Annotated in this window: 13 protein-coding genes; 8 read left to right on the forward strand and 5 right to left on the reverse strand. The window is 63.0% G+C overall.

The genetic code is table 11. The features are described 5' to 3' along the window. The first annotated feature begins 216 nt into the window (after window positions 1–216). Entirely contained in the window at window positions 217–942 is a 726-nt protein-coding gene (locus tag KHO23_RS03355; protein WP_054035058.1) for a response regulator, read from the forward strand. After that, window positions 926–2,242 (forward strand): ATP-binding protein, encoded by a 1,317-nt coding sequence (locus tag KHO23_RS03360; RefSeq protein WP_211609615.1) that lies wholly within the window; start codon window positions 926–928, stop codon window positions 2,240–2,242. Before KHO23_RS03355 ends, KHO23_RS03360 begins: the two co-directional genes overlap by 17 nt. Window positions 2,243–2,372: 130 nt before the next feature. On the opposite strand, the gene KHO23_RS03365 is transcribed toward KHO23_RS03360, so the two are convergent. Both KHO23_RS03365 and KHO23_RS03370 read right to left on the reverse strand, forming a co-directional pair. Further along, on the reverse strand, window positions 2,373–2,639 hold the full coding sequence (locus KHO23_RS03365; protein WP_211609616.1) for a hypothetical protein: 267 nt from the start codon (window positions 2,637–2,639) through the stop codon (window positions 2,373–2,375). Between the two features lie 86 nt (window positions 2,640–2,725). Beyond that, window positions 2,726–4,417: a sensor domain-containing diguanylate cyclase gene (locus KHO23_RS03370; protein ID WP_211609617.1), complete on the reverse strand. Its 1,692-nt coding sequence runs from the start codon at window positions 4,415–4,417 to the stop codon at window positions 2,726–2,728. Window positions 4,418–5,141: 724 nt separating this feature from the next. Here KHO23_RS03370 and KHO23_RS03375 point away from each other — a divergent pair. Beyond that, window positions 5,142–6,893: an ABC transporter permease gene (locus KHO23_RS03375; protein ID WP_211609618.1), complete on the forward strand. Its 1,752-nt coding sequence runs from the start codon at window positions 5,142–5,144 to the stop codon at window positions 6,891–6,893. 19 nt (window positions 6,894–6,912) lie between these two features. Next, entirely contained in the window at window positions 6,913–8,259 is a 1,347-nt protein-coding gene (locus KHO23_RS03380) for an ABC transporter ATP-binding protein (protein ID WP_211609619.1), read from the forward strand. A gap of 60 nt (window positions 8,260–8,319) precedes the next feature. On the opposite strand, the gene KHO23_RS03385 is transcribed toward KHO23_RS03380, so the two are convergent. From KHO23_RS03385 to KHO23_RS03395, 3 genes are all read right to left on the reverse strand, one after another. After that, window positions 8,320–8,859 carry a hypothetical protein gene (locus tag KHO23_RS03385; RefSeq protein WP_211609831.1) on the reverse strand — a complete coding sequence of 180 codons (540 nt, stop codon included), beginning with the start codon at window positions 8,857–8,859 and terminating at the stop codon, window positions 8,320–8,322. 77 nt (window positions 8,860–8,936) lie between these two features. Beyond that, window positions 8,937–9,533 (reverse strand): hypothetical protein, encoded by a 597-nt coding sequence (locus KHO23_RS03390; RefSeq protein ID WP_236066703.1) that lies wholly within the window; start codon window positions 9,531–9,533, stop codon window positions 8,937–8,939. Window positions 9,534–9,930: 397 nt separating this feature from the next. Beyond that, window positions 9,931–10,977, reverse strand: coding sequence for a sigma-54 interaction domain-containing protein (locus KHO23_RS03395; protein WP_211609620.1), 1,047 nt, complete (start codon window positions 10,975–10,977; stop codon window positions 9,931–9,933). A 483-nt stretch (window positions 10,978–11,460) separates the two neighbouring features. On the opposite strand from KHO23_RS03395, the gene KHO23_RS03400 reads away from it, so the two are divergent. The 4 genes from KHO23_RS03400 to KHO23_RS03410 all read left to right on the forward strand — a co-directional run bounded on the left by KHO23_RS03400 (window position 11,461) and on the right by KHO23_RS03410 (window position 14,404). Continuing rightward, the gene (locus tag KHO23_RS03400; protein ID WP_211609621.1) at window positions 11,461–11,730 is read left to right on the forward strand and encodes a hypothetical protein; all 270 of its coding nucleotides are present in this window, start codon (window positions 11,461–11,463) and stop codon (window positions 11,728–11,730) included. A 313-nt stretch (window positions 11,731–12,043) separates the two neighbouring features. Beyond that, window positions 12,044–13,444 carry a sigma-54-dependent transcriptional regulator gene (locus tag KHO23_RS03405; protein WP_211609622.1) on the forward strand — a complete coding sequence of 467 codons (1,401 nt, stop codon included), beginning with the start codon at window positions 12,044–12,046 and terminating at the stop codon, window positions 13,442–13,444. A 358-nt stretch (window positions 13,445–13,802) separates the two neighbouring features. Then, window positions 13,803–14,003: a hypothetical protein gene (locus KHO23_RS34945; RefSeq protein ID WP_236066719.1), complete on the forward strand. Its 201-nt coding sequence runs from the start codon at window positions 13,803–13,805 to the stop codon at window positions 14,001–14,003. Between the two features lie 188 nt (window positions 14,004–14,191). Next, window positions 14,192–14,404 (forward strand): hypothetical protein, encoded by a 213-nt coding sequence (locus KHO23_RS03410; protein ID WP_211609623.1) that lies wholly within the window; start codon window positions 14,192–14,194, stop codon window positions 14,402–14,404. The last annotated feature ends 23 nt before the right edge of the window (window positions 14,405–14,427 follow it).

Genomic DNA, 14,427 nt, shown 5'->3' on the forward strand with positions numbered 1-14,427 from the left:
GGCTCCTTGTAATGGAATAGCCGACGATGCAACCGATGATTGAGGACGGCCTGCATTCGGTAAGACACAGCGTAGAGAACTGAGTCCGGCGCTGTGTTACGCGGATTGATGCGGCTATTACGGGACATTACGTGCGCCTTTCACGGTAACACCCGGTAACCCTTGCGGGCCTTCTGAAATCGAAAACCCATCCTGCTGCGCGTTAAACTTCATCCCATGGCTACTCAAATACTTGTTGTCGACGACGACGTCGAATTGCGCGATCTGCTGCGCGACTATCTGGCCCGTCAGGGCATCGAAGTTTCGGTGCTGCATGACGCGGGCACGCTTGAGCGCAGGCTCGAACGCGAGCGTCCGGATCTGATCGTGCTCGATCTGATGATGCCGGGCGTAGACGGGCTGACCGCGCTGCGTAAGCTGCGCGCGTCGGGCGACGATATCCCCGTGATCATGCTCACCGCGCGTGCCGACGACGTCGACCGGATTGTCGGGCTGGAGCTCGGCGCGGACGACTATCTCGGCAAGCCGTTCAACCCGCGCGAGCTCCTGGCGCGCGTGCAGGCCGTGCTGCGGCGGCGCCGCACGCTGCCGTCGGCGGCGGCGCCGGAACAGCGCGAGCCGTTCAACTTCGGCCGCTTCACGCTGGATTTCCAGTCGCGCACGCTGCATCTCGAAGACAAGCCGCTCACGCTATCGGGCAGCGAATTCGCGCTCCTGAAGATTTTCGTGAATCACCCCATGCGCACGCTCACCCGTGAGCGCCTGCTCGAACTGCTGCATGGCCCGGAATATGACGGCACCGACCGTGGCATCGACGTGCAGGTGTGGCGTTTGCGTCGCATTCTCGAAACCGATCCGTCCACGCCGCGCTTCATTCAAACGGTGCGCGGGCGCGGCTACGTGTTCGTGCCCGATGGCGAACAACATGCGCCGGCCCATTGATTCGCTTTTCGGGCGCCTCGCGCTGCTAGTCATTGCAGTGCTGCTGCTGTCGCATTTCGCGTGGTACGCGCTGATGCGGCTCGAGCGCAGCCAGCTGCAAACCCGCTATGCCGTCGAGGAAGCCACTTTCCTCGTCGACGCGGTGCGCCAGCACGTCGCCCGCACGCCGGACCAGCCCTTGCCGTCACGTGTCAGGGTGGTCGATCCGGCGAGCCCCGACGTGCCGCCGGATAACACCGCTCTGCCGGCGCCGCTCGAACGCTTCATCGAGGACGTGCGCGATCGCATGCCTGCCGGAACGCTGGTGCGGGTCGGCCAGCCTGGCCATCCACCCACGCTGTGGGTGCGCGCCACCAACGACCGTAGCTGGATCGTCGTGCCGGTGCAGCCATTGCGCCCGCCGCGTTCGCTCGACCGCACGGTGCTGTGGCTCGCGATCATTTTCTCGTTCGCGGTGATGGCGGCGCTTTTCGCCGCGTGGGCGCTGCAGCAGCCGTTGCGCTCGCTTGCCCAGGCGGTGGCGCGCTTCGGCCGTGGTCTGCCGGTGCCGCCGGTGCCCGAGCGCGGTCCGCGTGAGTTGCGGCAGCTGACGCATGGCTTCAACCAGATGGTTCAGGAAGTGGCGCGCACGGAAAACGACCGGGCCGTGATGCTGGCCGGCGTCGCGCACGATTTGAAAACGCCGCTGGCGCGCTTGCGGCTGCGTGCCGAAATGATGGAAGAAGTGAAAATGCGTGACGGCGTCGTGCGCGACGTCGATTCGATGACGCATATCGTCGAACAGTTTCTGGTGTTCGCACACGACGGCGCCGATCGCAGCGAAGCGGTCGAAGTGGACGCGCAGTGCGAGCGCGTGGTTCGCAGTTATCGTGCGGTCGGTGCAGGCGCGCCCACGGTGGAGACCGAACTCAATGCGGGACCCGGTTTCCTGCTGCCCGCGGCGACGCTCGACCGGATCCTGTCGAACCTGTTGGATAACGCGCATGCTTACGGCGCGCCGCCGATCGTCGTCGCTACGGCGCGCACGGCGCAGGGGTACACGCTTTCGGTGAGCGACAACGGCAGCGGTATCGCCGCGCAGGATCTGATCAATGCCAGCCGGCCGTTCGTCCGGCTCGACCCGGCACGTGGCGGCAACGGTCATAGCGGGCTGGGGCTCGCGATCGTCGAGCGTCTGGTGCGGCGCACGGGCGGGGAGTGGGAGGTCGGCAACCACGGCGGCCGTGGCTTGCGGGTCCTGATGAGCTTTCCGTTCGAAGTAGTGCCGCGTGTGATGGCGGCTTCGGAAAGCGTTTGGTAGCAGGTGGGGCGGGGCGAGGGCGGCATGCACCTGCCCCGCTGTGTCTATGCCGGAATGCGATGTCCGAACGCAAGGTTCGGAATGAGATGTCGAACGCGGCGGCCGGAATTTGCGTCCGGCAACCGTTGCGCTAGTCTGAAAACAGCGTGTTCAGCGCATTCGCCGCGTCACTATCCACCGTACTCCACGTTACCGTTTCGGCTTCGAAGATGTAGTGCGTGGTGTACTTGCCGAGGCGCGCGAGTATTTCTTCCTGAATCAGTTCCGGCGCGACAGCCAGCTTCAGATACCACGCCGTCGACGACAGGCGCGTCTGGAACGCGCCATATTCGGCCAGCAAATGGTCGAATGCGTCAGCATCCTGATCGCGACAGACAATGACCAAATTTCCCTTCATGCGAATCTCCCGTTAGAGCGGTAGCGGCAACCTCAATGTCAGGGTTGATGATACCTGCTTCGTTACGGGACGCCCGAGGCCAGCCTTCACCACGCGTTGGCCACTGTCCGTGCGGGCGGCGCGGTGTCGTCGGGTGGCAGCGCTTCGATGCGGTCGCGGCCGCCCGACTTCGCTGCGTAAAGGGCCGTGTCGGCGCGGCTCATGATGCGCTCGGGCAGATCGTCGGCGGAGAGTTCGGTGATGCCGATGCTCACGCTCAAGCCCACAGAAGCCGGCAGCTTCGGTGAAGGAATCGCCTTTAGACGCAGTCGCAAGCGTTCGACAACTTCGCGGCCACCCGCCAGATCCGTGGCCGGCAGCAGCAAGCCGAACTCTTCGCCGCCCAGCCGGCCGATCGCATCGGTGCCGCGCAATTCAGCCCGGCAGGTGTCGACAAAATGTTCGAGCGCGCGGTCACCGGCGGCGTGGCCGAAGCGGTCGTTGATCTGCTTGAAGTGGTCGAGGTCCGCGATCGCCATGCACAGCGGCTCATTGCAGGCATGCGCGCGCTCAATCTCGTGGCGCAGCAGGTCGAGGAAGTAGCGCCGCGACAGCGCGCCGGTCAGCGCATCGTGGCGCGCCTCGGCCGAGAGCAGGGTGTTGGCCGATTGCAACTGCTCTGCAAGATCGCGGGTGGCGCGATGGTGGCGCCGCTCGCGCACGTACGACACAGTGATTACCCACGCGAGCGCGACCGTGCCGGCCAGCGTCAGAAACACCAGCAGGTGATCGCGCTTGTGATTGCGCAGCAGTTCGGGCCAGGCCGCGAGCGGATCGACCAGATGTGCCGACAGCCCCGAATTCAAGCCGCTGCGTGCCTGATATAGCGAAGGCGCCGGCTGCCCGCCCATGCCGAACAACTGGCTGGCGATGCTTGCGGGCACCCACGGCGCGTTCTCGCGCACTTGCGCGTCGACCTGAATCCGGATGTCCGGGAGGATTTCGCGGCGATAGATGGTCACGCGCTCGGCGGTGCTCATCTGCGTGACGTGCGAATTCGGCAGCGCGTGCCCTTCGAGTTCGCTGTTGTGCGCCATGATGATCACGCCGTTCTCGTCGGCGACAAAGGTGCCGGCATGCGCGACCCAGTGGCGCAGCCGCGCGATCCCCACCTTGGCCACCACCACCCCGACCAGCAAGCCGTCGGCGTAAACCGGCGCCGCGATGAAGATGCCTGGCTCGCCGCTGCGGCGGCCGACGCCATAGGCTTCCGAAAACGCGCCGAGCAGGGCATTCGTCAGGTAGCCGCGCGTGCGCATATCGACGCCGACGAAGGAGCGCTCCGCGGCTAGCGGGGTATTGATGGCGCTGCTCGACGCGACGCAGATGCCGTTGGCGTTGACGAGCCAGATCTGGTCGAGCCCGGAGAAGCCTTGTGCGTCGTGCAGGAAATTGCTAACGGCGAGCATCTGCGGATCTTTTAACAAACTGGCGTGCAAGGCGGGTTCCGCCGCCTCGCCGTTCGCGGCATAATTCTGGGATTGCACCAGCGCGTGCTGGACCACGTCCATTTCGGCCATGGTTGCGGGGATGGCTCGAGACATTGCGAGGTCGCTGGCGATGACCTCCGCCATGTTGTCGACGACCGACGTGGACATTTGCCGCTGCGTGCGCAAGGCCGCGTCCAGCTCTTGCTGTACCATCCGGTCCGCGACCATGCCGGCCACGAACCAGCAAACGAGCACGATCAGCGCGAAGCTGATCGGCCCGGTTGCCTGGCGCAAGGTTGTCCTGTTCATCGACCCTCTGATCCGTCTGGCTGTGACATGCAACTAGCTTTTTCGTGGCAGCGCGCTGGCGCTGGTTCGCCCCTGTGGAAGCGGCTGGCGATACGCTCTCGGTGTGGGCCGTGCCATGGCTCGGGACTACCGCAATCAGGTGTGTCGTTTCTTGATTTTAACCGTCATGGGGCCTGACGCCACCGTTATTGCGGGAATGCGAAGTACGTTCGCCTCACCCATCAGATTCTTAACGGCAGCGCGTCAGCTTTCTGAATGGCTGCGCGGGTTTTCAGGGTGTTTGAAACGCGATCCCGGCCATGATCGCGATTGCCGGGAACGCGGGTCGTGCACGGCTGAATTTAACGCGTTGTACCGGGCCTTACCGACGTCGGCTGAGGGCCGTCACCCGTGCGTTCGAGGCCATTTGTTGCTATTTGCCGTGAAAGGTTGTGCCTGAAACATAGGATGGTGTAGTGTCGTGCCGTCCAAAACAAGGAAAGCCCGCCAGCCTTCGGGCGGCGCCTGCGGCGACAGGAGCCCGGCTTGACGGTTGCGGTCCCGGGCGGCTTGCCCACGGACCTGTCCGTCACCGGTCCACGTGTCTCCAACGCTAACGATTTACTGCGCACATGCGTTTTGCCATGCCTGATTTCCGCTTTCCGGACCGATCTTCAGACTGCCGCGCCGAAGCCGCGGCCCCTTCTGTGCGTTTGAATGCCTGTATGAATAGGGAGAGCGTCTGATGGATTTCAGCTTCAATCTGAAGCAGACCGCCAATGCGTCCGCATGGCGGGTGCTGCCCAATCGCTGGGACTTCGTCGCCTTTCCGCTGATCATCTGCATCATCGCGATGGCCGCGATCGGGTTTCACGAAACGCTGGCGCCGATGTCCACGCTCAAGACTCAGGCGATCTCGCTCGACCCGTCGAATCTGCCCGAGTACGCCATGCGCACCACGCTGCGCATGCTGGCGGCGCTGGTCGCCTCGCTGATCTTCACGCTCGTGTACGGCACGCTGGCTGCCAAGAGCCGCCGCGCCGGCATGGTGCTGGTGCCGATTCTCGACATCCTGCAGTCGGTGCCGGTGCTTGGCTACATTTCGTTTACGGTCACGTTCTTCCTCGCGCTGTTCCCGGGCCGCGTGCTCGGCGCCGAGCTGGCGGCGATCTTCGCGATCTTCACGAGCCAGGCCTGGAACATGACGTTCAGCTTCTACCAGTCGCTGCGCACGGTGCCGCGCGATCTGGACGAAGTCTCGCGCGGCTTTCATCTGACTTCGTGGCAACGTTTCTGGAAGCTGGAAGTGCCGTTCTCGATGCCGGGCCTCATCTGGAACATGATGATGTCGATGTCCGGCGGCTGGTTCTTCGTGGTCGCCTCGGAAGCCATCACCGTCGGCAACAACTCGATCACGCTGCCGGGGATCGGCGCGTATCTGGCGCAGGCGATTTCCGACAAGAATCTGCACGCGGTCGGCTGGGTGATCCTTGCCATGACGGTTGTGATTCTTGCGTACGACCAGTTCATGTTCCGCCCGCTGGTTGCGTGGGCCGATAAATTCCGCATGGAAACCACGAGCTCGGGCAATGCGCCGGAATCGTGGCTGCTCGACCTGATCCGCCGCACCCATCTGATTCACCGTCTGCTGGTGCCGCTCGGCTGGATGTTCGCCAAGGCCGCGCGCGTCAACTTCACGTTGCCGGCGTTTCGCGGCCCGCGCTTCCAGATTCCGCAGCGCGAGAAGACCTCGCGCGTCGGCGACATTGTCTGGGCGGCCGTGGTGTTGCTCGCTACGGTCTACGTGGTGTACCGCGTGATCACCTACGTGCGAACCGGCGTGTCGCTCGACGAAGTCTGGCACGTGTTCGTTCTGGGGCTCATCACGCTGCTGCGGGTGGTGGTGCTGATCGCCATCGCCTCGGTGATCTGGGTGCCGATCGGTGTACTGATCGGCCTGCGACCGGCGCTCGCGCAGAAGGTGCAGCCGATCGCGCAGTTCCTCGCAGCGTTCCCGGCGAACCTGCTGTTTCCGGTGTTCGTGATCGTCATCGTGCGCTTTCATCTGAATCCGGACATCTGGCTGTCGCCGCTGATCGTGCTCGGCACCCAGTGGTATATCCTGTTCAACGTGATTGCCGGCGCGAGTTCGTATCCAAACGACTACCGGGAAGCGGCCAAGAACTTCCACATCCGCGGCTGGCAATGGTGGCGTCAGGCGATGCTGCCGGGCATTTTCCCTTATTACGTGACCGGCGCGATCACCGCCTCGGGTGGCGCGTGGAACGCAAGTATCGTCGCGGAATTTGTTCAGTGGGGCGACACCAAGGTTGTCGCGCATGGCTTGGGCGCCTATATCGCGCAGACCACCGCAGCGGGCGACTATCCGAAGATCATCGTGGGCATCGCCGTGATGTCCCTGTTCGTGACCCTGTTCAACCGCCTGTTGTGGCGTCCGATGTTCGCCTACGCCGAAGCCAAGCTGCGGCTAGATTGAGAAATAAAGGCTAAACGCGATGCAAAATCCTAAAGCTGCTATGACCGCCGCACCGATCCAGACCCCGCCGATGCCGCCGCGCCTTGGTGAAGAGATCCTGCGCGTCAAGGACGTGTGCCGCGGGTTCAACAAGTCGCAGGGCGAGCTGCTCGTCCTCGACGACGCGAATCTGTCGTTGCGCGAAGGCGAAATTGTCGGGTTGCTGGGCCGTTCGGGCTCGGGCAAATCCACGCTCCTGCGCATCATCGCCGGTCTGATCGAGCCGACCGACGGTGAAGTCACCTATATGGGCAAGCCGCTCGACGGCCCCGCCAAGGGCGTGGCGATGGTGTTCCAGACCTTCGCGCTGTTCCCGTGGCTGACCGTGCTGCAAAACGTGGAAGCGGGTCTCGAGGCGCAGGGCGTCGCCGCGAGCGAACGCCGCACGCGCGCGCTGGCGGCGATCGACCTGATCGGTCTCGACGGTTTCGAAAACGCGTATCCGCGCGAGTTGTCGGGCGGCATGCGTCAGCGCGTCGGCTTTGCACGCGCGCTGGTGGTCGACCCCACGCTGCTGCTGATGGACGAGCCGTTCTCCGCGCTCGACGTGCTGACCGCCGAAACGCTGCGTACCGACCTGCTCGATCTGTGGACGCAAGGCCGCATGCCGATCAAGGCAGTGCTGATCGTCACGCACAACATCGAGGAAGCGGTGTTCATGTGCGACCGGATTCTGGTGCTGTCGTCCAATCCGGGTCGTGTCATCGCTGAAATCAAGGTGCCGTTCAAGCATCCGCGTAACCGCCTTGACCCGGCGTTCCGCCGGCTGGTCGACGACATCTACGCGAAGATGACCGCACGTCAGACCGACGAAAAGACCAAGAAGGGGCTGGAATTGCACAGCTGGTTGCCGCATGTGTCGACCAACCTGATGGCCGGTCTGATCGAAACGCTGGCCGCCGCGCCGTACCACGGCCGCGCCGACATGCCGGAAATCGCCCGCTCGCTGCATCTGGAGGTGGACGATCTGTTCCCGGTCGCTGAAGTGCTGCAGCACCTGGGTTTTGCCGACATTCGCGAAGGGGATATTTTCCTGACGCCGCCGGCACGCGTGTTCTCGGAATTCGGCACGCAGGAACGCAAGATGATGTTCGCCGAGCACCTGCTGCGCCATGTGCCGCTCGCCGCGCGGATCAAGAAGGTGTTGAACGAACGTCCGGGGCATCGCGCGCCGCGCGTGCGCTTCGAGCAGGAGCTGGAGGATTTTCTGTCGGACAGCGCCGCGGAAGAGACGCTCGACGCGGTGATCAACTGGGGCCGTTATGGCGAGATCTTCTCGTACAACGACCAGACGGAAATTTTCAGTCTGGAAGACGTGGAGTCTTAAATCCGGTCGAGCTGATTGAGACGTTTCAGAAAAAACGGCAGGGGAGACCCTGCCGTTTTTTTATTGCAGATTGCCCCAGCGCTCGACCGCCGGTTCTGCGGACGCCCACTTCCAGCCCTTGTCTTGCCGGCACGCGCTTGCCGTGTACCAGTCTTCGTGCGCGCCCGGGCCGTCGCCGTCCTGCACCGAGAACACGAAATCCTTGCACAGCGCGAGCGCCGAGCTGAACGCGCGCGTCACGCGCACCTGGCCGTGGCCGTTTTCGATCGGCAGGGTGTGCTTGACCGCCCAGGGCCGCGTCTCGCCGACCGGCATCGCGCCCGCCAGCGCGGCGATCATGTTCTGCTGATCGGTGTGCATGGTGCGCATGTAGCGGCCGATGGCTTCGTCGGTCGCGGCCTGCACGGCGATACCGACGCCGATACCCACGGCCGGGTTGGCGGTCACGAGGCCTGACGCGACACCGGCCGCGGCGCCGCTCGCCGCGCCGACCGACGAGCATCCGCTTGTCAGCAGACTGGCGCCGACACAGAGTGCGCCGGCCAGCACGAGCCGCAACCGGTTGCCGCAAAGCGCCGCGACAAAGGTAAGCGGGACCAGGGCGGTACGCGCGCCATTCACAGAGCGTAATTCGGACAACGTGCGTTCATTCCGCGGACGTGGAAGCGGCCGCGCCCTCATTGCAGCGCGCCCCAGCGTTCGGTAGCCGGTTCGGCCGACGCCCATTTCCAGTTGTCGCCGTCACGGCAGATCGACGCGACGTAAAACGCGCTGCTCGCCGGCACATTCTGGGTAGCGGTCTGGTCGACCGAGAAGACGATTTCCTTGCAGTCGAGCGCGCCGGCGCTGATCGTGCGGCTGACGGTGACGCGGCCGTGTTCGTCGTCTTCGATTGGCACCGAGTGGGTCACGCTCCACGGGGCAATCGCGCCGACGTCGAGCGGCCCGGCGATTTTGGCGATGCCGTCCTGTGCATCCTTGTGGACTACGCGCTGCGAGTACTGCACGCCGGCGCGGGCCGCGGCCACAGCGCCAAGACCGATGCCGGTCGCGACTGCCGCGTTGCTGGTGACTTTGGCCGCGAGCGCGGCGCCTGCGACACCGGCGCCGGCGGTGGCGCCTTCCGAGTAGAGCGAGCTGCATCCGCTCAATGCCGACGAGATCGCCACGGCCAATGCGGTGAGCGCCGTTGCATTCGAACGTCTGCGTTTGGCCGCTTTAGACGCTTTGGCTGTTTGTTTTGCCCCTTCGGCCCACACCATACCTTTTTGCATTTCCCTGTCTCTGCTCCTGCAAGTGCCTTTCGCTCACGTGCTGCTCATGCATCGCTCGTTCATACGAAGCACTTGTGTGAACGATGTGTGAGCGCAAGGCACGTCTTTCTCACGGTCGCACCGCGCGCTGCCGCATTTTGCAGGATGCCATTTGTAATTGGCAGAGGGAAAGTGCAAGCAATTGCAAAAGATGGTGCGAGTCAAATCGGTTTCTGTTGGAAAGACGCCGATTTGATTGGCGGTGCGAAGGGATTAATGAGATGACAGGCAGGCAGAAAAGGACGTTTCTGCAGAGAGGGGGTGAAACACGCGCGTTGGACGAGCGCGAAAAGGTAGACGGCGAGCACACAGAAAACACACGTTCACGCGAACGAGTCACATGAGCGCACGGCGTGCCTTATTGCTCGGTTTCGTCCTCCGCACCTTCGTCGCCACCGTACGTGCTCAAGCGGTTGTACAGCGTTTTCAGACTCACGCCGAGCGCTTTGGCCGCGCGCCGCTTGTCGCCGCCGCAATACTTGAGCGTGCCGAGAATGATCTGCTTTTGCGCATCGGCGAGCGGCGTGCCGATCCATACGCTCATCGCGTCGCCTTGCGTCACGGGTTTTTTTACGCGCGACGCGAGATGCGGATGCGGCAGCTCGACCGTCTTCTCCGCAAGAATGAAGGCGCGATACACCGCGTTCTTCAACTCGCGCACATTGCCGGGCCACGACCAGGTCCGCAGTGTTTCGATCGATCGTTTGCTGAAGCTTTTGCTCGTGCCTTCCTGTTGATTCAGCAGGGCGAGGAAGTGTTGGGCGAGCAGTTCGCGGTCACTCTCGCGCTCGCGCAACGGCGGCGCGCGCAATGGAAAAACCGCGAGCCGGTACATCAGGTCCTCACGCAGACCGTTTTCCTTCACCGCTACTGCGGGGTCGCGATTGGTCGCGGCGATCACACGCACGTCACCGTGAATCAGTTCGCTGCCGCCCACCCGAAAAAACGTGCCGGTTTCGAGCGCGCGCAAAAGCTTGACCTGGCGCACCGGCGCCATTTCCGTGATTTCATCGAGAAACAGCGTGCCGCCGTTCGCATGTTCGAAGTAGCCGACGCGACCCTGGACCGCGCCGGTGAAGCTGCCTTTTTCGTGGCCGAATAACTCGGCTTCAATGAGTTCGTCGGGGATCGCGCCGCAGTTCACGGCGACAAACGGTGCGGCCTTGCGGCTGCTTTGATCGTGAATCGTGCGGGCAATCAGTTCTTTGCCGGTGCCGGATTCGCCGATGATCAGCGCGGTCGCGTCAGTGCTGGCGACGCGTGCGATCTGTTCGTACAAATCGAGCATCACCGGCGACGAGCCATACAGCAGCCCATACGATTTCAGTCCCGCGATGCCGTCCGCGACACGCTGTTTCGTCTGCGCGGCGGAGACGGTGGGCGAGTCCAGATCGATTGACGCCATAAACGGGGAGTCCTGTGCAAATGGGGTTCGGTGTTGCGGCGCGCAGGCCTTGAAGCCCTTGCAGCAAGATGGACCAGTGCGGTCACTATCTCACAAAAATTGGATTTAACCACTTTGACGCGGCTTCCGGCAATGCGTGTGACGAACGGCGAAATCGCTCGTCGCAAGCGCGGTCGAAAATGCCTGAACTCGTGCCGGGGCCGAATGAAAGCGGCAAATTTACCGGGCATGGCGATTGCGCTTTTTATCCGGCATGCAGGTGGTTTTGAGCGGCTCCGTTCGAGTCACGCTGGCGGCGGACGCGGTTCTGCGACGGTTCGCGGTGCGGCCGTCAATGCCGAGCACTATGTGCGGCACAACCCGTGGCGTTCGCTCGGGATTGCCGCGTCACCGGCTTTCTGCCGGGCGTCCTCGGCGCACACTAACTCACGCTAGCGCGCGGTGCTCGACGCCGATCCGCTTGACGATAACCAGGAGTTCACGATGGGACGACCCAAAATTGGCATCTTCGGCGCGCTGGTTGCCCTTAGCGGGTATCTGGCTGTGCGCTACATGCAGCGAAACCGTGCCGCGCAGGCTCTGGCGGCGCGCGAACTGAGCCGCTGGGAAGGCGAGGGCGGCACGGTGGCAACGTCGGCTACGCTGTCGGGCAGCGCGAGTGCCGGTCCATCTACACCCGGCGCCACGCAGGGTGCAAATGGCTCGGCGCGTCCGAACGGCCAAGGCGATGCATGGCCGTTTCCGCGTAGCTGAGGGTCGCGATGACGACCTGGCGTGGGCCCCTGCGCCGACGTGCCGCTTCGATACGCGGCGCCTGACGCGCATGATAAATTTATCTCGATAAAGCCGTACAATAGTTAAATAGACAACAATGTCGCCCTCCGGTAGACGGTTTTGTCACCGATTGTTGCGATATTGAATCAAGTCAGGGGCTCGGCGCTGTCGCGGAGTGTTAGCGTGTGCTCACATCTGGGCGCACACGCGGCGCATCCGCAAGCTGTCGACCGGCGTTCCAGCATGCGGTTGTGCATGTTCCCCATTCACGCCTTCGGGCTTTCGAGACGCGATGCCACACGTACTGATTGTCGACGACGATGCCGGTACCCGCGAGGCGCTTGCCGCCATCATCGGGGAAGACGGTTTGACTACCGCCACGGCGGGCGATTTGCGCGAAGCGCGCATTCAACTGGTCCGGCAGATGCCGGACGTCGTCTTTACGGACCTGAAGCTGCCCGACGGCAGTGGCGTCGATCTGTTCGAAGATCTCGATCCGCGCTCCGGTGTGGAGGTGATCGTGATTACCGGCCACGCCACGGTGGAGTCGGCGGTCAACGCGCTGAAGATGGGCGCGACCGACTATCTGGTGAAGCCCATCAACATGCAGCGCGTGAAGGCGATCCTGTCGCGCCTGCCGCGTGCCGGCGACCTGAAGGCTGAAATCGGCACCTTGCGCGGCGAGTTGCGCCGCATGGGCCGCTTCGGTTTGATGCTCGGCAATTCACCGGCCATGCAGGAGGTCTACGACCAGATGGGCCGCGTGGCGCCGACAGCGGCCTCGGTCATGCTGGTGGGCGAGTCGGGCACCGGCAAGGAAGTTGCCGCCCAGACGCTGCATCAACTCAGCCTGCGCCGCAAGCATGCGTTCCTCGCGGTGAATTGCGGCGCGATCTCGCCGAACCTGATCGAATCGGAAATGTTCGGCCACGAACGCGGCTCCTTCACCGGCGCGGACCGTCAGCACAAAGGTTATTTCGAGCGCGCGAACGGCGGCACCCTGTTTCTCGATGAAATCACCGAGATGCCGATCGAGTTGCAGGTGAAATTGCTGCGCGTGCTGGAGACGGGCATGTTCATGCGGGTCGGGACGACGAAGGAGATTGAGACTGACGTGCGGCTGATTGCGGCTACCAATCGCGATCCTGAGCAGGCTGTGCTGGAAGGTAAGTTGCGGCTCGATCTTTACCATCGGCTGAACGTGTTTCCGATTAGCCTGCCGCCGTTGCGGGAGCGGGGTAAGGATGTTGACCTGCTCGCGCAGGCGTTTCTTGACGAGCTCAATGAGCTTCATGCCACGAAGAAGCATTTTCCGGCCGCAGTGAAGGACATGCTGATGTCGTATCCGTGGCCCGGTAATGTTCGCGAGCTGAAGAACTATGTGCAGCGCGCGCACATCATGTCGGGTTCGGATTCGGATAGTACGGCGACTGTGCCGCTGCAGATTACGTTGTCGAAGCCTGTGGCCGGGACGGCGATTACGATTCCATTCGGCACTTCGCTTGCCGAGGCGGATCGGCAGTTGATTCTGGCCACGCTCGAGCAATGTGGCGGTGTGAAGACGCGCGCTGCGGAGATTCTTGGGATTAGTCTGAAGACGCTTTATAACCGGCTTGTTGAGTATGGGAATGATGCGCGGGATGATAGTGATGTTGCTGTTGAGTCGCGGGCTTTGGGGGGGGCGGATGTTTGAAGTTGGTTTTTTTGCCTGCGGCGGTGGGCTTTCCTTGTTTTCTTAGTGGTCTATTAGCGTTCGCCCCTGTGCGGGGCGGGCACTTACTTTCTTTGCCGCGGCAAAGAAAGTAAGCAAAGAAAGCCGCTTCACACCGCTAGCCCATAAGCGGGTCCCCCGCGCAGCCGCGGTAGTGGTGCATCTGGAATCCGTGTTCTCGCACATTTAGCCCCGGTGACAAAGCAGTCATTCTTCCGGCGGCGCTGCGCGCGCCGATGCCTCGGTCATCTATTGGCCTGTTTTGCTGTCCCCGCCTTTTCATTCGGCATGCGGCTTGCTCCGGTTTAATCCAATGGAACGCAAAACGAGGATCACCGACATGCCGGAATACGCCGCCGCTCCCGCATCTCCCCTCCCAAAGCACGCTCACCGTCCTGAGCCAATCGAGCCGCCAACCCCGGATCCCGATGAGCCCGACACGTTTCCAAATCCCAGTCCGACCCCAGATCCGATCGATCCCGTCGCGCCGCCTATCGGTGATCCGCCGCCGCAACCCACGCAAACGCCTCAAGCCACTTAACGTCTATCGTCGCAAGACCGCCTCGTGCAACTCTGACACGCATCCGGTGATGCGCAGGGGGCCGGGGCGGCGATTTTATGTACTTGTTACAAAAGTGACGCATCTTTTACCGGAAATTTCCTACCGCGACCCCTACACTGAATTGATGCCGTCTCGATGGCGGCGGGCTCCCCCTGGAGGCATCGATCATGAGACATCCAGCACTGCGACGTTCCGCGCGCCATTCGAAGCGCGATTCCCGAGCGGGCAGCAGCAAGAGCGACCCGGTAGAGTCGCCCGACCCGGCAGCGCAAAACCGCATCGCCCCCGATGCGCCGCCAGACGGAGAACACAACCAGGGCGGCGTGCGCCGCGAAGGGCTGGAGTACCAGCGCGATCTCGGCTCGGAACAGGACGCTTGAGCCCGCCTCTCAGCCAGTAAGAC

The organism is Paraburkholderia haematera, assembly GCF_905220975.1.
Classification (GTDB): domain Bacteria; phylum Pseudomonadota; class Gammaproteobacteria; order Burkholderiales; family Burkholderiaceae; genus Paraburkholderia; species Paraburkholderia haematera.